Source organism: Paenalcaligenes sp. DL 309 (assembly GCF_057475285.1).
Window position 1 is genome coordinate 482,089 of record NZ_JBYBKW010000001.1, and the last position, 21,316, is coordinate 503,404.

The 21,316-nt window shown below is 46.3% G+C and carries 17 protein-coding genes; 11 read left to right on the forward strand and 6 right to left on the reverse strand.

Going from position 1 to position 21,316, the window contains the following annotated elements; all coding sequences use genetic code 11:
* Positions 1–7: 7 nt before the first annotated feature.
* Together lolA and AC2UZJ_RS02290 are read right to left on the reverse strand one after the other, a co-directional pair.
* Complete coding sequence (gene lolA, locus AC2UZJ_RS02285) at positions 8–637, reverse strand: outer membrane lipoprotein periplasmic chaperone LolA (RefSeq protein ID WP_486948492.1); 630 nt, start codon at positions 635–637, stop codon at positions 8–10.
* 26 nt (positions 638–663) lie between these two features.
* The gene (locus AC2UZJ_RS02290; protein WP_486948493.1) at positions 664–3,246 is read right to left on the reverse strand and encodes a DNA translocase FtsK; all 2,583 of its coding nucleotides are present in this window, start codon (positions 3,244–3,246) and stop codon (positions 664–666) included.
* A 45-nt stretch (positions 3,247–3,291) separates the two neighbouring features.
* Here AC2UZJ_RS02290 and trxB point away from each other — a divergent pair, with 45 nt between their 5' ends.
* The 3 genes from trxB to AC2UZJ_RS02305 are packed head-to-tail and all read left to right on the forward strand — an operon-like array spanning position 3,292 to position 5,217.
* A complete protein-coding gene (trxB, locus tag AC2UZJ_RS02295) occupies positions 3,292–4,251 on the forward strand; it encodes a thioredoxin-disulfide reductase (RefSeq protein ID WP_486948494.1) in 960 nt (319 codons plus the stop codon).
* The gene (locus tag AC2UZJ_RS02300) at positions 4,238–4,891 is read left to right on the forward strand and encodes a Smr/MutS family protein (RefSeq protein WP_486948495.1); all 654 of its coding nucleotides are present in this window, start codon (positions 4,238–4,240) and stop codon (positions 4,889–4,891) included. Before trxB ends, AC2UZJ_RS02300 begins: the two co-directional genes overlap by 14 nt.
* Positions 4,888–5,217, forward strand: coding sequence for a DMT family transporter (locus AC2UZJ_RS02305; protein ID WP_486948496.1), 330 nt, complete (start codon positions 4,888–4,890; stop codon positions 5,215–5,217). The genes AC2UZJ_RS02300 and AC2UZJ_RS02305 overlap by 4 nt, the downstream gene beginning before the upstream one ends.
* A gap of 185 nt (positions 5,218–5,402) precedes the next feature.
* On the opposite strand, the gene AC2UZJ_RS02310 is transcribed toward AC2UZJ_RS02305, so the two are convergent.
* Positions 5,403–5,720, reverse strand: coding sequence for a helix-turn-helix domain-containing protein (locus AC2UZJ_RS02310; protein ID WP_486948497.1), 318 nt, complete (start codon positions 5,718–5,720; stop codon positions 5,403–5,405).
* A gap of 178 nt (positions 5,721–5,898) precedes the next feature.
* Between AC2UZJ_RS02310 and AC2UZJ_RS02315 the strand changes: the two genes are divergently transcribed.
* The 4 genes from AC2UZJ_RS02315 to AC2UZJ_RS02330 all read left to right on the forward strand — a co-directional run bounded on the left by AC2UZJ_RS02315 (position 5,899) and on the right by AC2UZJ_RS02330 (position 10,475).
* Positions 5,899–7,521, forward strand: coding sequence for a calcium-binding protein (locus tag AC2UZJ_RS02315; RefSeq protein ID WP_486948498.1), 1,623 nt, complete (start codon positions 5,899–5,901; stop codon positions 7,519–7,521).
* A 242-nt stretch (positions 7,522–7,763) separates the two neighbouring features.
* Complete coding sequence (locus tag AC2UZJ_RS02320) at positions 7,764–8,078, forward strand: DUF485 domain-containing protein (RefSeq protein WP_486948499.1); 315 nt, start codon at positions 7,764–7,766, stop codon at positions 8,076–8,078.
* Positions 8,075–9,736: a cation/acetate symporter ActP gene (gene actP / locus AC2UZJ_RS02325; protein WP_486948500.1), complete on the forward strand. Its 1,662-nt coding sequence runs from the start codon at positions 8,075–8,077 to the stop codon at positions 9,734–9,736. The genes AC2UZJ_RS02320 and actP overlap by 4 nt, the downstream gene beginning before the upstream one ends.
* Positions 9,737–9,806: 70 nt before the next feature.
* On the forward strand, positions 9,807–10,475 hold the full coding sequence (locus AC2UZJ_RS02330; protein ID WP_486948501.1) for a response regulator transcription factor: 669 nt from the start codon (positions 9,807–9,809) through the stop codon (positions 10,473–10,475).
* A gap of 3 nt (positions 10,476–10,478) precedes the next feature.
* On the opposite strand, the gene AC2UZJ_RS02335 is transcribed toward AC2UZJ_RS02330, so the two are convergent.
* Positions 10,479–13,931, reverse strand: a complete 3,453-nt coding sequence (locus tag AC2UZJ_RS02335) for a hybrid sensor histidine kinase/response regulator (protein WP_486948502.1) — start codon at positions 13,929–13,931, stop codon at positions 10,479–10,481.
* A gap of 133 nt (positions 13,932–14,064) precedes the next feature.
* Between AC2UZJ_RS02335 and AC2UZJ_RS02340 the strand changes: the two genes are divergently transcribed.
* Entirely contained in the window at positions 14,065–15,774 is a 1,710-nt protein-coding gene (locus tag AC2UZJ_RS02340; protein ID WP_486948503.1) for a sulfate adenylyltransferase, read from the forward strand.
* A 95-nt stretch (positions 15,775–15,869) separates the two neighbouring features.
* Here the strand turns inward: AC2UZJ_RS02340 and AC2UZJ_RS02345 are convergent, their stop codons facing one another.
* Complete coding sequence (locus tag AC2UZJ_RS02345; RefSeq protein WP_486948504.1) at positions 15,870–16,784, reverse strand: LysR substrate-binding domain-containing protein; 915 nt, start codon at positions 16,782–16,784, stop codon at positions 15,870–15,872.
* Positions 16,785–16,921: 137 nt separating this feature from the next.
* Between AC2UZJ_RS02345 and scpC the strand changes: the two genes are divergently transcribed.
* Positions 16,922–18,433, forward strand: coding sequence for a succinyl-CoA:acetate CoA-transferase ScpC (gene scpC, locus AC2UZJ_RS02350; RefSeq protein ID WP_486948505.1), 1,512 nt, complete (start codon positions 16,922–16,924; stop codon positions 18,431–18,433).
* Positions 18,434–18,556: 123 nt separating this feature from the next.
* Here the strand turns inward: scpC and icd are convergent, their stop codons facing one another.
* Positions 18,557–19,813 carry an NADP-dependent isocitrate dehydrogenase gene (gene icd / locus AC2UZJ_RS02355; RefSeq protein ID WP_486948506.1) on the reverse strand — a complete coding sequence of 419 codons (1,257 nt, stop codon included), beginning with the start codon at positions 19,811–19,813 and terminating at the stop codon, positions 18,557–18,559.
* A 187-nt stretch (positions 19,814–20,000) separates the two neighbouring features.
* Here icd and AC2UZJ_RS02360 point away from each other — a divergent pair, with 187 nt between their 5' ends.
* On the forward strand, positions 20,001–20,423 hold the full coding sequence (locus AC2UZJ_RS02360; RefSeq protein WP_486948507.1) for a DUF1841 family protein: 423 nt from the start codon (positions 20,001–20,003) through the stop codon (positions 20,421–20,423).
* Positions 20,424–20,455: 32 nt separating this feature from the next.
* Positions 20,456–21,307: an AAA family ATPase gene (locus AC2UZJ_RS02365; protein WP_486948508.1), complete on the forward strand. Its 852-nt coding sequence runs from the start codon at positions 20,456–20,458 to the stop codon at positions 21,305–21,307.
* Positions 21,308–21,316 lie beyond the last annotated feature (9 nt).

The window sequence follows — 21,316 nt, forward strand, 5'->3', positions numbered from 1 at the left end:
ACAACTCTTAAGGCAGCGTCACCACGTCCACATCAGCCGGTGGCGTAAAACTAAAATCGGCAGCCTGTAGTTTTACTGCGGTATTGATCTGGCTTAGTTCTATAAGCGTTTGCTGCCCAAACGCATCTAATAAAATCAATCGGGCCGGGGTGCCATCATCAAAAGCAATATCCACATACTCAAAACCGGCATCGCCGGCTTTGGGCTTGGCTCGTAACCACTGCAGGCCTTCCGCATCCGGTCTATCACTTAGGTCAAAATTTTGATCAAGCTGACCTGAACCAAACAAAATCGCTGCCGGCGAGGCCCCTATGGCCTCGTCCACTCCACGTTGGGTAAGCTGATTTAAGTCGGGATCGTATTGATAAAGCTGCTTACCGTCTGAGAGCACCAGCTGCTCATAAGGTTTAATTACTTGCCACTTAAACTGGCCAGGCCTTTTGAAAGCAAACTCACCCGTTTGCGCTGGGCGCTCTTTACCTTGTGCATCGACGGTACGCTGACTAAATTCGCCAGTGGCAGCCGCTACATGTTGCGCAAAATCACGCAACTGCTGTGCAGCACTTTGTGCATAAAGCACACTGCTACCCCCTAAAAGCCCAAATATTACGACGACTTTTTTCCATGCTTTCATCATTATTGACTTCCTCATGTAATAACGGGCTATTCATCGGCACCGGTGTTTTGGGGAACTAAAATCTCTCTTCTGCCATTACTGCCCATGGGCGATAAAATACCATTGCGTTCCATCTCTTCCACTAAACGAGCCGCCCGGTTATAGCCCACGGATAAATTGCGCTGTACCCATGAGGCTGATGAGCGTTGTGATTCCAACACCAGTGCTACGGCCTTATCATATAAAGGATCCGATTCGGTATCGGCCATGCCCGTCACGGGATTTAACCCTTCACCGGTTTCACCCGGTGTGCCCCCTTCTAAGATGCCTTCAATATAGTCTGGTTCACCTTGGGCTTTAAGGAAATCCACCACTCGGTGTACTTCATCGTCATCCACAAAAGCGCCATGCACTCGTATAGGCACGGAAGTGCCAGGTGGCAAGTAAAGCATATCGCCTTGCCCTAATAAGGTTTCGGCCCCCATTTGGTCTAATATAGTGCGCGAATCAACGCGTGAGGACACTTGAAAAGAAATACGCGTGGGAATATTGGCCTTAATAAGGCCGGTGATCACATCCACACTGGGGCGCTGTGTAGCTAGCACTAAATGTATGCCTGCCGCGCGGGCTTTTTGGGCTAAGCGTGCAATCAACTCTTCAATTTTCTTGCCAGCCACCATCATTAAATCGGCTAATTCATCAATGATAACCACGATAAAAGGCAGTCGCTCTAAAGGCTCAGGTGCATCGGGTGTAAGTGAAAAAGGATTGGGAATGTTTTCCCCCTTCGCCACGGCCTCATCGATTTTGCTATTAAAACCGGCCAGATTACGCACTCCCATTTTACTCATGAGTTTATAGCGGCGCTCCATTTCATTCACGCACCACGTCAATGCATTGGCGGCCTCGCGCATATCAGTGACCACGGGGGCTAATAAATGGGGGATGTCTTCATACACACTCATTTCTAGCATTTTAGGGTCAATGAGTATTAAACGCACCTCATCAGGCGTGGCCTTATAGAGCAACGATAAAATCATAGCGTTAATCCCCACAGACTTCCCTGAACCCGTGGTACCTGCTACTAATAAATGCGGCATACGAGCTAAATCCGCCACCACCGCCTCACCGGCGATATCTTTACCTAAGGCCACCGTTAATAGGGATTTGGCGTCCACAAAATCCACCGAGCCAATGATTTCTTCTAAACGCACCATTTGGCGTTTGGGATTAGGCAACTCTAAGCCCATGAGATTTTTACCCGGTATGGTTTCTACTACGCGAATATCCACCAAACTTAAAGAACGCGCCAAATCTTTGGAGAGATTAACAATCTGATTGCCTTTTACCCCGGTGGCGGGTTCTATTTCATAACGGGTGATAACCGGCCCGGATAACGCCTCTTCTACAGTCACATTGACGCCAAAGTCACTGAGTTTTTTCTCAATCAGTCTGGAGGTGAACTCTAGGGTTTCAGCAGAAATGGGTTCTCCCAACTCTTCGGCCTGCTCAAGTAAATCTAGGGTAGGTAACCCAACCGTAGTAGGTGCCTTGGCGGCCTTTTTTACCGTAGCTTGGGTTTGGGTTTGTATGGCATGGGTGGATAAGGCTTCTGCATCCGTAGCAGCTTCAGTTTCAGTTTCAACTTCAATCTTAGCTTCAGCCTCAAACTCCGGTTCAGCGTTCACCCACGGAGTCGTATCAGGCGCTGCGGCAGGTGTAGGCTCATCAAATATGGGGTTTTTATATTGGCGTGCTACCGTAATAATAGGTGGCTCTTCAGTAGATGCCTGCTCTGCCGTATTGAGCAACGATGCCGCTTGCGTATGCGCAAAGGTATTGCCCCCTCCTAAAGAAGGTTCTGTGCGTTCAGGCGCTTGCTGACGCTGCACTTGTTTAATGGCCACACTTTCTGAGCGCTGCGCAATACTAGCACGCCCCGCTTTACGATCATCCAGCTTGGCTTTAAGGCTAAGCAAATAAAAGAAAAGCGTCTCAACCCATTCCCCTATTTTTTCTGCCACATTAAGCCACGAAAAGGCAAAAAACCAGCTCGCTCCTACTGCCATGGCTAAGAGCAGTATAATAACCGCCCCGGCCATGCCTAAATAAGTAACTAGCAGCGTAGATAGCAAAAAGCCCACTTGCCCACCTGGGCCTGCCGGTAAATGGGTTCCATAAAGCAACTGTAGGGCTTCAAAGCCTATACACCCCATAAACAGCAAGCTAAAACCAATGCCTAACTCCCACGGTACACGAGGCAAGGGTTCTTGTATTTTCATACTAGGCACTATAATGGACGTAATATGAAAAAAGCCACGTGCTAAATGATAAAACAACAAGGCCACTAGCAGCCACGTGCTATAGCCAAACGCAAAATACAAAATATTCGCCACATAGGCGCCAATGCGGCCGCCTTGGTTATGAATAATATGCGTATCGGCTGATTGTGACCAGCCTGGATCGGAACTATTCCATGTAAATAGCACCAAAGTTAACCAGGCAGCTAAAAGAAAAAACACCACCCATCGCGCCTCGCGCACGAGTGTAGACAACCGTTGTTGCCATATAGATGGGCCATTACGGACGTTTTTTGCGGATCGATTTGAGGTTGCAGGTATTCTAGCCATGATTCATTATAATTGGCTGATCATTGATTTTAGAGAAATAATATTATGACTACGAGTAAACACGCTAACGTTTTAATCCTTGGTTCAGGGCCAGCTGGCTATACAGCAGCTATTTATGCTGCCCGCGCCAACTTAAACCCGGTATTAATTACAGGTATGGAGCAAGGTGGCCAGCTAACCACCACTACGGATGTAGATAACTGGCCAGCTGACGCCGATGGCGTACAAGGCCCGGCGCTCATGGAGCGTTTTAAAGCCCACGCCGAGCGCTTCGAGACCGAGCTGATCTTTGATCAGATTGTATCGGTAGACTTCTCTCAACGCCCCTACACCCTTAAAGGCGACGGTGGCACCACTTACACGTGCAATGCACTGATTATATGCACAGGTGCTTCCGCCATGTATCTGGGTTTACCCTCCGAGCAAGAATTTCTTGGTAGAGGGGTATCCGGTTGTGCCACCTGCGATGGTTTCTTCTATAAAAACCAAGACGTGATTGTAGTGGGCGGTGGTAATACAGCGGTTGAAGAGGCATTGTACCTGTCTAACATCTGTAAAACCGTAACATTAGTACACCGTCGTGACACCTTCCGTTCAGAGCCGATCTTAACCGACAAACTCATGGATAGCGTAGAAAATGGCAATATCAAGCTAAAACTGTTCAGTGAGTTAGAAGAAGTCTTAGGTGATGCCTCGGGTGTAACCGGCGCACGCATACGCAACAATCAAGACAACACCACCGAAGACATGGACGTCACCGGTGTGTTCATTGCGATTGGTCATCATCCTAATACTGAGCTCTTTGAAGGCCAATTAGAGATGAAAGATGGCTACATTATCACAAAAAGTGGCCTTGAGGGGATGGCTACCATGACATCGGTACCCGGTGTATTTGCAGCAGGTGATGTACAAGATACCATTTACCGTCAAGCAATCACGAGCGCCGGTACCGGTTGTATGGCTGCTTTAGACGCTCAGCGTTGGTTAGAGAGTGAAAACTCATAAATTCAGCAAAGCTCAGCTAAAAAAACAACTGCAGGCCGCTGTTAAGCCTGCAGTGCGCCCTGCTGCGCCTAAAAAACCCAGCCCCCCTTCAGATAAAGCGCTCTTTTTAGCGGCTATGCAAGATGTTCAACCCTTAAAAAACGGTAGAAATAGCCTGCGGCATCCTCATGCCACACTGCCTCCTAGGCAAGCTAAGGCCCAAAAAGAGCAGTTTCAACGTAAACAACAGCACGCTGTAGGCCAGAACCGGCTGCCTGCTTTACAGGGCATTTCTGACTATTACAGTGCCGATTACAGCGAAGGCCCGCGCGCTGAGTACCTCAATCCGCTGTGTGGTACGGATGTATTACGCAATCTAAAAAAAGACCGCTGGGGTGTTATGGCCAGCATCGATCTGCACGGCGCCACCTTAGAAAAAGCACGTTTACGCTTAGAGTACTTTTTACAACACTGTTTGGCGGAAGGCTATAAATGTGTGCGTATTGTGCATGGGGTGGGTTATGGCTCTAAAGATAGCGGCCCAGTATTGCCTACGGCGGTGCGGCGTTGGTTATGCCAGCTGGATTTTGTGCTCGCCTACACCGATTGCCCGCCGCGTGAGGGCGGCGCTGGCGCGGTTAAAGTGTTGTTGCGTCTATGACCCTAAGCTGGCTTTATTTATCTATTGCGATTTTTGCCGAGATTATTGCTACTACAGCATTAAAAAGCGCCGCCGGTTTTACACGCCTCTGGCCTTCTCTCATTACTATATTGGGCTATGGCATTGCTTTTTATTGTTTGTCGTTGTCTTTACGCTCTATACCGGTAGGGGTGGCGTATGCGGTGTGGTCTGGGGTGGGTATTGTGGCCATTTCTTTAATTGGCGTGGTAGCGTTTAAACAGCATTTAGATTTAGCCGCTCTTATAGGTATAGGCCTTATTATTGCTGGTGTTTTTATTTTGAATGTGTTTTCTAACACCGCCTAAAAAAACTGAAAGTCGAATGCAAAAAAGCCAATCTAAATAAATAGATTGGCTTTTTTGGGTTTTATTGTAATTAGAGTTACTGCAATATGCCTTTATGGCGTGTGCCCTATTAGTTGGGCTATGTCTCCTCACCAGCATGTAACCATTGTGCCTGATTTATTTTGCTTTCACACTTAGGGAATGCCCTATAAAAAATCAAAGGCCTTGGCTAATTCTTGTATTTTAGCTTCGCCCGTGGCTTTATCCTCTTGAGTTTTTGCTGTTGAAAGCCCTCCGACCGACTCAATCGACTCAACTGCTTCCAGCTGTAATTGTAGGTCTAATGCCTGTAGTAATTTTAAGGCTAAAGCCAACTCTGCTCGGGGTTTGCCTTTTTCTATGTCTATGATCCATTGTCGACTGACTCCCACTTGGGCGGCCAATTGAGCTTGGCTGCGTTTTAATTCTAAGCGGCGTTGCCGTACCCGCAGGGCAAAATCATCACTATTTGTTATGTTTTTCATGTTCTGTGTCTCATTACGTCAACTAAGTTACATATACATTTGATTACAGTCTGAATTAACGGTATCGTAATTATGCTGTTACAAAAATTACGATATTTAACATTTATTCACAGTATTTGATCCAGTTTTCTACTTAGCTCAAAACCCCGATATTGCCACCGCCTTGGAAGGTTCTGGTGTGAGTGCGTTTGATCACTTTGCCGCCTACGGTTTCAATGAGGCGCGTGCTATTCATCCTACCATTAATTTGGGTGATTACCTCAGTTCTAACCCGGATGTGGCGGCTGCAGTTGCTGCGGGTGAGGTGAGTGCGTTTGATCATTTGATGTCTTATGGTTTAGCTGAGCCGCGCGATTTAGGTAATGGTGTAAACCTAGGTGCTTTCGCTAATGACCCCGTCTACCAAGAAGCCGTCGCCTCCGGTGACCTCACTACCGTAGCCGCTCGCGTAGCCGACGTCTCCCCCTTCATCCCCACCTTCAAACCCGCCGCCGGCTGGAAAGCCCCCACCGACCTCCCCATCCCCACCGATTTCAAACCCGTTGACGGCGAAAAACTCGTCATCCCCGCTGGCGTAAAAGTCCCTGCAGGAACAGAGCTACCTGATTTTATTGAACCGGCGAAGCCTGTAGCACCAACACCGCCGGTGGGTTCGGGTGGTGATTCTAGTGGTGGCAATAAATCTGAACTTATTTTTTCAGGTACAGAGCTAGGTGCTTTCGTAGATAATTCAGCTGAAAATAAAGATAAAGTATTTAACGATCAAAAACGCAAAGTCATAGATCTTAACGAAGATAAAGATATAGACGAAGTTTGGACTAATTTTGTTGGCCTATCTTTTGAAGATGCTAAGAATTTAGACGGTAATGAGAAGTACAACACTCGCGGCGTAGGTATCGAATATAAAAATGCGGCGGAAGGTACCGTTTTTGGTATTTCGAATGTACAAGCACAAATTACAGTAAACAATAAAAAAGCTGGTCTTGCGGGCATTAGCCTTACCGGTGAAAGTTTAGGTAAAGAGTTAAACCTAGCCCTAAAAGACAATGCTGAAGGCAGTTATTACAAAGCCGGTGCTGCACAAAACTTCGACACTGTTAACATTAATATTACCGATAAAAATGACGGTGTAATTGCTGTCAGTGATGATGTGAAAAAAATAATAGTTCAGGGTGTTGAAGAGGGTAATCTCAGCTTTTTACAGCGTAAGTTTTCAAAGCTATCCGAGTTTGATGCTAGCGAAGCCAAAGGTAATATTACGTTTGGTGGTAAGACTGGTGCGGGTAGTGAAGTAGGTCTAGCTCTTGCCGAGGATGCAGAAATACTCACCGGCTCTGGTAATGATGTAATTGACTTATCAAGCGTAAGCGCAGATAAAAACATAACCATCAACACCGGCGCCGGTGACGATACAGTCATAGGCTCTCAAGGCAATGACACCATCATCGTAGGCGCAGGCACAAACACGCTAACTGGTGGCGAGGGCGATGACACCTTTGTCTTTACCAGCACTGAGGGTGAAAATACCATCACCGACTTCAGCACAGGCTCTAACACGATTAACCTAAGTCAGCTTATTACTACTGATGGTAACTTCAGTTTTAATACTGATAGTATTAGTAGTGTTGATGACATCAAAACTATTGGTCAATACTACTTCGTCCAAAAAGAGGGTGATGGCACTCTAACCGTTGGTGTTAATGGTGATGGTGATTCCATCAACAAAATCACAATTGAACTAACCGGCGTAACCTCTTTTAATCCTGGTTATCTTAGCGCCGCAGCTCTTGATATTGTCTAACTCTGACCTCTCTATCAAACCACCTATCACAAAATAGGTCCCATACCCCCGCCCCCGCGGGGGTTTTTATGCTTCAAAAACAGCAAAAACACCCACTTAAAACCGGGTGTTTTTTTACGTCTATGACTAACCCCTACGACCAAAGTCGTCTATTAGAAAAAGGGAAGTAAACGTATATTGTCTCCATAGAGCGTATCCACAAAACGCCGAAAGATAAATAAAAATCAACTAAGGAGACAATCATGAGTGAATCTCGCGATTTAATCGCCGAGGTGACTCGCAATCCTAAATACCAAGAGCTACTACGCAAACGAACCCGTATTAGCTTAACGTTTTTTGCGATCACCATCGTTATTTATGCCGGCTTTATCCTCACCCTCGCCTTCGACCCCGAACTCTTCGGACGGCCCATAGGTAATTTAACCATGAGTATAGGGGTACTCACCGCTACGCTTGTTTTAGTAAGTGCCAGTGTGCTGGTATCAGCTTACGTTTATATTTCTAATAAGATTTTCGACCCCTTATTAAAAGACATTATTGAGGAGTTAAAACTATGAAAAAGTGGCTATTAACTCTGTCTTTATTTGGGGCAAGCACCTCCATCGCGCAGGCGGCTGAGGGGCAAGCGAATGCTTCGGCGATTGTGATGTTCTTGGTGTTTATTGCGGGTACCATGGTGATTACCTGGTGGGCAGCGCGTAAAACGCAAACCACTTCGGACTTCTACACCGCAGGGGGTGGCATTACGGGTTTCCAAAACGGCTTAGCCATCGCGGGGGATTATCTCTCGGCGGCTTCCTTCTTGGGGATTGCCGGCATGGTGTACGTCAGTGGCTTTGACGGCATGATTTACGCCATTGGTTTCATGTTTGGCTGGCCCACGGTGATGTTCTTGATTGCTGAGCGCCTACGTAACCTAGGGCGCTATAACTTTGCAGACGTCACCTCTTTTCGTCTCAAACAAACCCCCATGCGCCTACTGGCCGCCAGTGCCTCCTTACTCATTATTGCACTCTACTTAATTGCACAAATGGTAGGTGCGGGTAAGCTGATTGTGCTGCTGTTTGGCATTGATTATAAACTCGCCGTGGTCATTGTGGGCTCTCTGATGATGATCTATGTGGCCTTTGGTGGCATGACGGCCACCACGTGGGTGCAAATCATTAAAGCGGTCCTCATGCTATTTGGCGCCACGCTCATGGTGTTTTTGGTCTTATTAGCATTTAGATTTAACATCGATGACATGCTCACTAAAGCCGTGGAGGTCCACCCGGATGGCCGCTCTATTTTAGCGCCAGGCTCCTCCGTCAGTGGTAATCCACTTAATGCCCTATCTTTAGGTTTAGCCCTGGCACTAGGTACCGCCGGCTTACCGCACATTCTCATGCGCTTCTTCACCGTCTCCAGCGCTAAAGAAGCCCGTAAATCGGTAATTTGGGCCAGCAGCTTCATTGGTTACTTCTACATACTGACCTTTATTATTGGTTTTGGGGCGATTTACCTCTTAGTGCAACACCCCGAATACTACATCACCGATGCCAACGGCAACTTTGACATGATCAAAAGCCTGATTGGCGGCACGAACATGGTAGCGGTGCACTTAGCTAACGCGGTAGGTGGTGAATTACTCCTGGGCTTCTTAGCAGCGGTGACCTTTGCCACCATTGTGGCAGTAGTGGCCGGTTTAGCCTTAGCGGGCGCCGCAGCCATCTCCCACGATATTTACGCTAACGTGATTGCCAAAGGCGAAGCCACTGAGCATAACCAAATGCGTATCTCTCGCCTTTCCACGGTGTTTTTAGGTATTTTATCTATTATTCTCGGGATTGTATTTGAAAACCAAAACGTGGCCTTTATGGTGGGCTTAGCTTTTGCCATTGCGGCCAGCTCTAATTTCCCTGTGTTAGTGTTATCCATTGCATGGCGTGGCTGTACAACGCGTGGTGCTGCAATAGGTGGTTTCCTAGGGTTAATTACGGCCACCATTTGGGTTATGTTGAGTACCACGGTTTGGGTAGACGTATTTGGCTTTGCTGAGCCCATTACCCCCTTCCCTAACCCCGGTATTCTCTCTATTCCGTTGGCTTTTGTTGCTATCTGGTTCTTTTCTATCACAGATAACAGTGCAGACTCAGTGCGTGAAAAACTGGCTTTTGATGCACTCACTGTACGTAGTCAAACGGGTTTAGGCGCTAGCCAAGCTTCAGCCCACTAAACCGTTTATATACCTCAAACGCAAAAAGGGAGCTTCGGCTCCTTTTTTGTTTTGTGGCATACTATAAATTATGAGTCTAAACGAATTACTTATTGCAGATGACCATCCTCTTTTTCGGGAGGCGCTACGGGGGCTGATAGCTAGGCTATACCCAAGTACTGCCATCTATGAAACAGACAATATTAGTTCGTTATATTTACTGGTTGAAGACAGACCGAATGCCGACTTATTACTTTTAGATTTAACTATGCCCGGCGCCGCGGGCTATAGTGCTTTAGTACACCTACGTGCCCAACACCCCTTATTACCTATAGTGATCGTCTCCGCGCACGAAGACCCTGTGCTGATGCGGCGCGCTATAGATCATGGTGCCATGGGCTTTATTCCAAAATCGGTAGATAGTAAAACTCTGAGTACCGCTTTACAAGAAATCTTACTGGGTAATACTTGGATTCCAGAAAGTGCAGCCGCCATCCCCCCTATTAGCCCGGAAGAAAAACAAGCAGCCAACCTACTACGCGACTTAACGCCTCAGCAATTTCGGGTATTACAAATGGTAAGCACGGGGCAGCTTAATAAACAAATAGCCTATGAGCTGGATGTTTCTGAAGCCACCGTTAAAACGCACATGACGGCCATCTTGCGTAAACTGGGTGCTACTAATCGTACTCAAGCCGTATTAATTGCCAACCAACTCCTCCTACACGACAAATCCGCTCCAGAAAATAATAATTATTAAGAATCAATCCCGTTTTTGTGCTGCTAAAAAGGAGCGTAAAGAGGCGGGTCTGACGGGTTTTGTTAACACTAAATAGCCGCGTTGACGCGCCTTTTGTTTTAGCTCCTCACTGCCATCGGCTGTTAATAGTGCCCCATGTAAATGGCGGGCATTTTCGCGTAGGGCATCTAAACTATCCAAACCATCTAAACGGTCATGCAAATGGTAATCCACTAATAAAACGTGTGGATTATGCTTCATGAGCATTAAGGCATCATCAATGGTAGTGGCTTTAATTACCTCCACCCCCCACTGCCCTAGCAGCGCCTCCATACCCATCAGTATTTCCACATCATTATCTAAGCACAACACACGTAAACCCGCTAAAGCCTGATTCGCCTGCTGCTTAGACGTTGCATTTTCTACCGCTTTAACCTCTGTATTCACAGCGCTAGGCTTCACTGCTAAGGGCACTTCTATGCTAAACATACTGCCATGCCCTACCTTAGACTCTGCCCATAAAGGATGCCCTAATAAAGTCGCTATACGCTGACAAATAGATAAGCCAATACCCATACCACGCTCGCCCCAATCAAAACTTTGTTCATAGCGGTGAAATTCGGCATAGATTTGCGCTAAGTGATGGGGTGGAATACCTTGGCCACTATCCCACACTTGAAAAACCACCTTATCTGCGCGTACTCGGCCAGCAACAATAATGCGCCCTTGACGCGTATAACGCAGGGCATTCGCAATAAAATTTTGTAATACCCTACGCAGTAACCGTTGATCGCTGCGCACATAAACCGAGCGCATATGTAAGCGTAAAATTAATCCCCTACGCTGTGCAGTAGGGGTGTATTGATCTATCAGCTCTTGTAAAAAGTCCTGAGCATTAAACACCGTAATTTCAGGCTTTAACGCCCCCGCATCTAATTGGGAAATATCTAAGAGCCCATCTAACAACTCTTCCGCGGCACGCAAGGAGGCATCCACCCGCTCGGCTAAGTGATGCATCTCTTTAGGCTCGTTGCTGTCATATAAAGCAGAAGCAAATAGCCGAGCTGCATTAATAGGCTGCAACACATCATGACTCACGGCCGTTAAAAAATGCGTGCGCGACTGCTGGGCTAACTCCGCTTCTTGGGTGCGCTCTGCCACGCGTTGCTCTAGGTTCTCATTGATTTCTAGTAATTCACGCTCTACGCGTTTATATTCGGTCACATCAGAATAACTGGTCACATAGCCCCCGCCCGGCAAAGGCCTACCGCGCAATTCAATCACCTGTTTATTATTTAAGGTACGTTGAAACACATGGGAGGTGCCAGCATGCATAAAAGCAATGCGTCTAGCGATGGCTTTTTCTATGTCTTGATTATTTCTATGTTCAATTTTGCCGCGTTTAGCATTAAAACGTATTAAATCCGCCACGGGCCGCCCCACATACAACATTCCAGCCGGATAATCAAAAAGCTGCTGATAACGCTGATTCCATGCCACTAAACACATATCAGCATCCACCACACTCACGCCTTGATCCAGGTTTTCTAAGGTAGCTAATAAAATATCACGCTTAAAACGCAACTCCTGACCGGCCTCATCTAACAAAGACACAATGGCCGCCACTTCCATACCCGAACCGCGTAATGCACTGGTTAATAATAAACGGGCTGAGGCCGCACCCACGGCCGCTGCTAATAACAGCTCAGTAAACTGTATCCATTCACCATCCGCTTGTAAGTCGGCACCTAATTGCAAATCTAAGGATTGCGCTTGATTCTCAAAAGCCCATTCCGCCTTTTTCTCCCCCACAATACGCCCCGCTAGGGCCATTAAATCCATAACTAACAAATTTCCATAACCCTGGCTAGGGGTTAAGGTTTTACGCTGCTGCGCATAGGGATAGAGAAAAGGCTCAGCTTGTAAACGTGCCCCCAAACTGGGTTTATGGCGCAAAGACACCAACAAAAAAGCGGTGATATTAAATAACAAAGACCAAAACGTACCGTGCGTTAATGAATCCCAACCACTCAAACCAAATAACTGATGTGGACTTAACCAATGCATACCCCACAAGCCGTGCTCTAACCACGTTGAACCAAACCACCCCGATTGCGCTAAGGTGGGTAAAAGCAGCGTATACGCCCATACACTAAAGCCCAACACTAAACCCGCCTCCACCCCTTGGCGGCTGGCCCCTTGCCAATACAAGCCCCCAATCAAGCCTGGAGCAAATTGTGCGACCGCAGCAAAAGTAATTAATCCATACGCCGATAAAGCGGTATCTCCGCCACTGCTCATGTAATACCCATACGCTGCGGCTGCCACCACAAAAATGGCTAATCGACGTACCCAAAGCACGGTGGCGGAGATATCGCCCTGTGTTTTTTGCGCCCAACCACGCCGTAAAAGTAAAGGCATAATCAGATCGTTACTCACCATCGTAGATAAGGCCACACTGGTTACAATCACCATGCCAGTGGCGGCTGAAAAGCCTCCTATATAAGCGGCTAAAGCCAAGGTGATTTTGTTTTGTGATAAAGGCAGTGCCAACACAAAGCTATCTGCAGCTACGGCTCCACTAGCCCCAAAAAGATGGACGCCCACGGCCGCAATGGGTAACACCATCAAACTAACAATGAGTAAATAAAAGCCAAAAATCCAACGTGCACGGCGTATATCACTGATATCACCACACTCGATGATGGCCACATGAAACTGCCTAGGTAAGCAAATAATAGCGGTAAAAGCTAATAAGGTTTGCCCTACAAAGCCCACGGGTGAGGAGTTTTGCACTAAGGTTTGCACTGCACCGTACACATCTAATTGATTTCTGCTAGACCAAATTAAAGCAAACACCCCTACCGCCACCAAAGCCAGCAATTTCACTAAAGACTCAAAGGCCACGGCCAGCATGAGACCAGGCCTGTGCTCAGTGGCATCAATTTGGCGTGTACCAAACAAAACCGAAAAAACCGCCATGGCAATGGCCACATATAAGGCCGGATCGCCCAAGATGGTGGCTTGTATATCTTTACCGGTTAACACCATCAAACTGAGGGTGACGGCTTTATATTGCAATGCAAGATAGGGCACGCCAGCAATCACCGCAATTAGTGCCACTAGGCCTGCTAAACGCTGCGAACGCCCATAGCGGCTGGCCATAAAATCTGCAATAGACACCGTGTTTTGTGACTGCGCAATTAAAGCCAAACGCTCAATTAAGCGCCAACCAAACATCAACATCAAAAAGGGCCCTAAGTAAATAGGTAAATAACCCCAGCCATAGCGCACGGCTGAACCCACCGCCCCATAAAACGTCCATGAGGAACAATACACGGCTAGCGCCATGCTATAGACCGTAGGCCGTAACCAAGGACGCTGCGTATACAACGGGTGCCTATCTCCTACCCAGGCAATAGCAAATAAAATAGCAGCATATAAAAAAGATGCCAAAACTACCCACACAGGCAGCATAGTGATCTCCTACTTTGGTCTAGCCTACTGACATTAGGCCTTTTTTATAGGTATATTAGAACTAACTAATCAAGGTCACCATTATTACAAACGCTTATATGCGCTCATTAAAGACCGAACAAACGGAGGAAACATGGAGCCAACCAAACTAAATTTTGATAATTACCCTCAGCAGCCCCACGGCGGCACGCTAACAAACCAAGTGGTGCCTGAGCACCTGCGCGAAGCAGAAATTGCCCGTGCGCGTGAATTACCTTCTATTCGCGTCGATCTAGAAGCCGTCATCACCATTGAGATGATCGCAACAGGTGTGCTATCACCCAATAAAGGGTTTATGAATGAAAAAGACTACCTTTCAGTACTAGAAAAAGGGCGCTTAGCGAATAACGTGGTGTGGCCAGTGCCACTTAGCTTTGCCCCCACAGGCCAACGTAATGCCGAAGTCATCAAAGGGTTAAAGGTGGGTGATCAAATCGCCCTTACCGATTCCAATAACGAACCGGTAGCTATTTTAGATATTGAAGATATTTTTGCTTACGATAAAGATCACCGTGCTAAAAACTTATTCGGCACTACTGATCATAATCACCCTGGTGTAGATTCTATTCATCGTCGTATGGGGGATACTTCTCTGGGCGGTACGCTGCACTTATTAAACCGCGTAGACTGGGGGCCGTTTGAAAAACTACGCCGTGAGCCTAAAGACACCTGGCACCTTTTCTATGAGAAACAAAAATTTAATTCCGTAGCGGGTTTTATTACCGGAGCTAACCCTTTACATCGTGGTCATGAATATATTCACCGTAATGCACTTGAGGAAATTGACGGCCTCTTTCTACAACCTTTGGTAGAGATGGCCAAGCGCGAATACGTGCGCCATGAGCATCGTATGCTGGCCTACCAAAACGTACTAGATACGTATTATCCTAAAGAGCGTGCGATATTATCGCCATTACGGGTGACGTATATTTTTGCCGGTCCGCGTGAAACGGTATTGCATGCATTGATCATGAAGAACTACGGCTGTACGCATGCACTAATTGGCCGTGATCATGCAGGTATTGGAGATTTCTACGATAAATACGCCAGCCACAGTATTTTTAATCAGTTCACGCCAGAAGAGCTAGGCATTGATATTCGTCTTTTCCATGAGGTGTTTTACTGCTCACGCTGCGCTTGCCACGCCACCACCCAAACCTGCTCGCACGATGAGCGTTTCCGCCTAAACATTTCCGGCACGGGTATTCGTGAAATGTTGCGTCATGGTATTTTGCCACCTAAAGAGGTGGTGCGTCCTGAGTCAGCGTTGGCCGGTATTCAAGGCATTCAGCCTAAAGGTGTGGATGAGAACCACGAGGCCACACTTCCAGTGGGTAAGGTGATTCGTAGTATGTACCCCTATTACATGAAATACAACCGTTTAGGTGGAGCCACACGTGGCTTTCCGCTCAAGGAAGAAACTCTCAACGTTAGTGACTTAGAAGCCGCCACCCTAGACGCGCGTTCACATGCCACCAATATTTATGCGGATGTGTACACCGAATACTGCTCCTTGCTGGATCACAACCGTAATCTTCAGCCCACCTGGCAAGAAGACGCCCGTATGGCACTACGTGCTCAGCAAGAGCGCTTGATTAGCGATTTAAAAGAAAAGCTCGCGCAGGCACCGGATACGGCGTCGGATGAGTTTATGTATCAAGATCGCGCTGAAGTGGAACGTGAACTCGCAGTGGCCTATCAGCTACTGGAAGAAATCCCCATCTCTTTATGCCCTGATGGGTTGAAAAAGCGCACTTGGAACGTCTTAGAATATAAGCGTTATAGAGGGGCTTCGAATGACTAAGTCTGGTTACTCGTTTTAACGACTTTATCTTCTCTTTATCTTCTCTTAACTACAATCCCAATCTAAACCCTCTTCGGAGGGTTTTTTGTGCTGAACTACAGACGCTCCATGGCTTCATGTAACCAATCCCCTTCCATATGCGCTTGGCAACTGTCTAGCCATGCCCTAGCCGCTTGCGACAAGTAACGACCATTCCATAGCAAAGCCACCTCCCAACGTAACGGCAGGGGCTCCTCTATGACCTTATAAACCAGATCAGAGGGCAGGCGGGTACAAAACGGCTCGGGTAATAATGCCACGCCTAAACCAGCCTGTGCCATGGAGATGACCCAATCCCATTGGCTGCTTTGTGCATAAATAGAGGGGTTTAACTGCGCTGTTGTAAATCTTTGACGCAAAAGACGAGTTAATCCGAAGTCATCATTCAATAATAAAAGGGGCTTTTTAGCTATGGAATGTAGACTTAAAGGCCCTTTGCTGCACGGCAGCAACTTAGGCGTAGCAATGGCATAAACGGCGTAACTGGCTACGATTTCATGGCTTAGCGCTAAACGCTGATCTACGGGCGCAATACTAAAACCCAGATCTAATTCATTTTTAGCTACCAGCTGCTCAATGGCCGGGCCGGGTGGCTCCGATATTTCTAAAAGAATGCTGGGATAACGCTCTCTGAAATCTTTAACTACCTCTGTAAAAAGCAAGTTAACCATAGGGGGAATGCCGATCTTTAAATACCCCTTCTTTAAGGCTTGCACGGCATGCACCTCTTGTTCTAGACGCCGTAATGCCTCTAAAACCTCACCGCCCTTAGCATAAAGCACACGACCCGCATCGCTTAAAAGCAAGGGTTTACCACTACGCACAATCAAGGTTTCTCCTAGATCTGTCTCTAGGCTTTTCACCATTTTACTGACGGTAGACTGACTCACTCCTAAATATTGTGCAGCTGCAGTAAAACTGCTTAATCGCACGGTTTCCACGAAGTATTCCAAGGCCGTAACATTAATCATTGCCATTCCATTTGAGCATAATAATTATATATTTAATTCATATTCTCAATGATATGCTGAAATCATAGAAGAAGAAAAGTACAAAAATTACTACATAAATACATCAATACAGTATTAAGAGAAAACAAGGAGCAATTATGTGGCAACAACGCATTCGTCATTCTGACTTACACCTTAAAGTGATGCCCGCTGAAGAGGCAGTGCAATTCATTGAGCCCAATATGATCATTGGCATGAGTGGTTTCACTCGAGCAGGGGACAGCAAAGCCATCCCTATTGCTTTAGCGGCAAAGTCTGCTACTCAAGGCCCCTTGAACCTCACCTTATTTACTGGCGCCTCCTTAGGCAATGATAGCGATGGCCTTATGGCCAATTCCGGCGTGATTGCTAGACGCGCTCCTTTCCAAGTCGATGCCGATATGCGTCGCAATATTAATAACGGCAAACTAAAATTTTTTGACCAACACCTTTCACAAATGGCAGAAAATTTACGCGCTGAACCCGGTTACCCTATTGATGTAGCCGTCATTGAAGCGGTGGCCATCACAGAAGAAGGCTATATTGTACCCAGTACTTCCGTTGGCAACTCGGCCAGCTTTGTGCAGCAAGCTAAAAAAGTCATTATTGAGCTCAATACCGCTATGCCGGCTGAATTAGAGGGGTTTCATGATGTATATTTACCCGAAGTGCGCCCTGGGCGTCAGCCTATACCCCTTACCGAGGTAGATCAACGCATAGGCAGTCAAGCGATTGCCGTTGATCCGCAGCGCATTGCTGCCATTGTGTTAACTGACACCTTAGATAGCCCTTCTGCGGTGACGCCCCCGGATGCAGAAACTAAAGCCATTGCCCAACACATTGTAGAGTTTTTAGAAAATGAAGTGGCTTTAGGGCGCTTAAGTCATTCACTGTTACCTTTACAAGTCGGTATTGGCAGTATTGCTAATGCCGTCACTCAAGGTTTATTAGAATCGAATTTTAAAGATCTAAGCATGTATTCAGAAGTGCTACAAGACAGCGCTTTTCATCTGTTAGAGTCTGGGCAATTACGGTTTGCTTCGGCCTCTTCCATTACAGTTACCGCTCCCATGATGGAGTACTTCTTTAAGAATTTAGATAGCTTCAGAGATAAAGTGGTGTTACGCCCCCAAGAGATCAGTAATCACCCAGAATTAGTACGCCGTTTAGGGATTATTGCCATTAATACCGCCTTAGAATTTGATATTTACGGTAATGTAAACTCCACGCATGTGAGCGGCACGAGAATGATGAATGGCATTGGTGGCTCAGGTGATTTTGCGCGTAATGCACATCTTTCTATTTTCGTGACGAAGTCTTTGGCTAAGGGCAATGCCATTAGTCGGGTGGTCCCTATGGTGTCGCATGTAGATCATTGTGAGCATGATGTAGACGTTTTAGTCACCGACCAAGGTTTAGCCGATTTGCGCGGTTTAGCGCCCACTGAGCGGGCTGAATTGATTATTAAAAACTGCGTGCACCCAGACTACCAAGCAGAACTGTCTAGCTACTTTGAGCGTGCCTGCGAGCGTGGCGGTCAAACTCCGCATATACTCGAAGAGGCACTCTCTTGGCATCAACGCTTTGATGAAACGGGTGATATGCGAGTCACCGCTTTCTCTGCAAACTAAGCACAAAAAATCCCGTACAAAATATTTTCTGTACGGGATTTTTTAGTAATAACAATAATAATACAAAAACCTAATAGGTTTTAGATGTTAGGTGTTAGGTTTAAGTATTAGGTATACGATGTATTACATACGTTTAATCATCTCTTCACCAAAAGCCGAACACGCCACTTGGTTGGCACCGGTCATTTGACGGGCGAAGTCATACGTCACGTTTTTAGACTTAATGGCTTTACCCATGCTGCTAATGATGAGGTCAGCGGCTTCTACCCAGCCCATGTGACGTAACATCATTTCAGCAGACAAAATTAAAGAACCGGGATTGACGTAATCCTTACCCGCATATTTAGGTGCTGTACCATGCGTGGCCTCAAACATCGCAACGGTATCAGACATATTGGCACCAGGGGCAATACCAATACCACCTACCTGAGCGGCTAGAGCATCAGAAACATAATCACCGTTGAGGTTTAGGGTAGCAATCACGCTGTACTCGGCAGGACGTAATAAAATTTGCTGTAAGAAGGCATCTGCGATGGCGTCTTTAACAACAATGTCTTTACCTGTTTTAGGGTTTTTAAACTTACACCATGGGCCACCATCGATAAGCTCAGCGCCAAACTCTTTTAATGCAACCTCATAACCCCAATCACGGAAACCACCCTCGGTGTATTTCATGATGTTGCCTTTGTGCACAATAGTCACAGAAGACTGGTCATTGTCTATGGCGTACTGAATGGCTTTACGTACTAAGCGCTGCGTACCTTCTATAGAAACGGGCTTAATACCAATACCGGAGGTTTCTGGGAAACGGATGTTTTTAACCGCTAATTCGTTTTGTAAGAATTCAATCAGTTTTTTGGCATCAGCAGATTGGGCTTCAAACTCAATACCGGCGTAAATATCTTCTGAGTTTTCACGGAAAATAGCCATGTTTGTTTTCTCTGGCTCTTTTACGGGTGAAGGTACACCATCAAAGTAACGTACAGGGCGTAAACAAACGTATAAATCTAGCTGCTGACGTAAAGCTACGTTTAAAGAACGAATACCACCACCTACTGGTGTGGTGAGTGGGCCTTTAATAGAAACCACGTAATCTTTTACAGCTTCTAGCGTTTCTTCAGGTAACCAAACATCGGGGCCATAAATTTGTGTAGATTTTTCACCGGCATAAATCTCCATCCAGTGAATTTTTTTCTCGCCACCATAGGCTTTTTCAACGGCGGCATCCACCACATTAATCATGGCAGGCGTAATGTCTACACCAATACCATCACCTTCAATAAAGGGAATAATAGGCTGGTTGGGGACATTTAGCGTGTGATCGGCATTTACCGTAATTTTTTCGCCCTGAGCAGGGACTTTAATATGCTGAAAAGACATGTATGCTCCAGTAATATGAACAGAGGAAGGCAAAAGCGCAAAGAGCGTTTGCCTGTGTCGTTAGTCTTATATAAGAGTTTAGCCTAAATCACGTCAAAATACGAAACAAAACCACAGATAATGCAGACAATACCTCCCCTACCATCTACCATATACACTATATAGTGTATTTACTGTGGAAAAAACTATGTTTAACCCTTCTAGAGATCAAGTACGCCAATTTTTCATTGAAGCATGGCAAAAGTATCGCCATAAGCAATTACTTAGCCCCTTAGAAAACATGGCGGTAAACTTGGTTCAACAACACCCGGAATACCATCAGTTATTAGAAAACCCGGATGCCATTGAGCAAGACTTTACCGTAGAAAAAGGGCAAACCAATCCTTTTTTACATCTCTCTATGCACCTAGCCATTCAAGAACAGTTATCCATAGATCAACCTCCTGGCATCAAAGCAGCCCATGACCGTCTAGTGGCCACTTTAGACCCCCATGAAGCCTCACACCGCATTATGGAAGCTCTAGGAGAGGTGATCTGGGAAGCTCAGCGCCTTAACAAGCCCTTAGATAATGAGCGCTACATAGAGTTAATCCATAAACACGCCCATTAATAAGTTTTAAACAGAATTATCAATTTTTAACAATGAATCACCACACTGAAAACACCCATCGCTTTAGCGGCACAGATCGTTATGTAGCTACAGAAGACCTTAAAACAGCCGTTAATGCTGCCCTCATATTACAACGCCCATTATTAATCAAAGGGGAACCCGGCACAGGTAAAACCCTACTTGCTGAAGAAGTGGCTGCCGCTCTAGGCCGTGAGCTATTACAGTGGCATATTAAATCCACCACCAAGGCTCAACAAGGCTTGTATGAATACGACGCTGTTTCTAGGCTGCGCGACTCTCAATTAGGGGATGAGCGCGTGCATAACATTGGTAATTACATTGTTAAAGGCGCTCTTTGGGAAGCCTTTGCGTCTCCCGAGCCTACGGTGGTACTCATTGATGAAATCGATAAAGCCGATATTGAATTCCCCAATGATTTACTACGTGAAATCGATAAGATGGAATTTCACGTGTATGAAACGCAGCAAACCATTTCCGCTACGCATAGACCTTTAATTATTATTACCTCTAATAATGAAAAAGAGCTGCCTGATGCCTTTTTACGCCGCTGCTTTTTTCATTACATACGCTTTCCCGACATAGAAACCCTAGCGGATATTGTGCAAGTTCACTATCCTCAACTCGCTAGCGATTTACTGGATGCGGCCTTAACGCGTTTTTATGAATTACGCCAAGCACCCAGTCTTAAGAAAAAACCCTCTACCTCAGAGCTTTTAGACTGGTTGCACTTATTAATGAGTGAAGACATGACGGCTCAAGATATCGCTTCTGCCGATACAGCCCATACTCCGCTTATTGGTGCTTTAATTAAAAATGAACAAGACCTGTCACTTTTAGCGCGTATCGCAAAATATGGCCGTTAATACCGACTT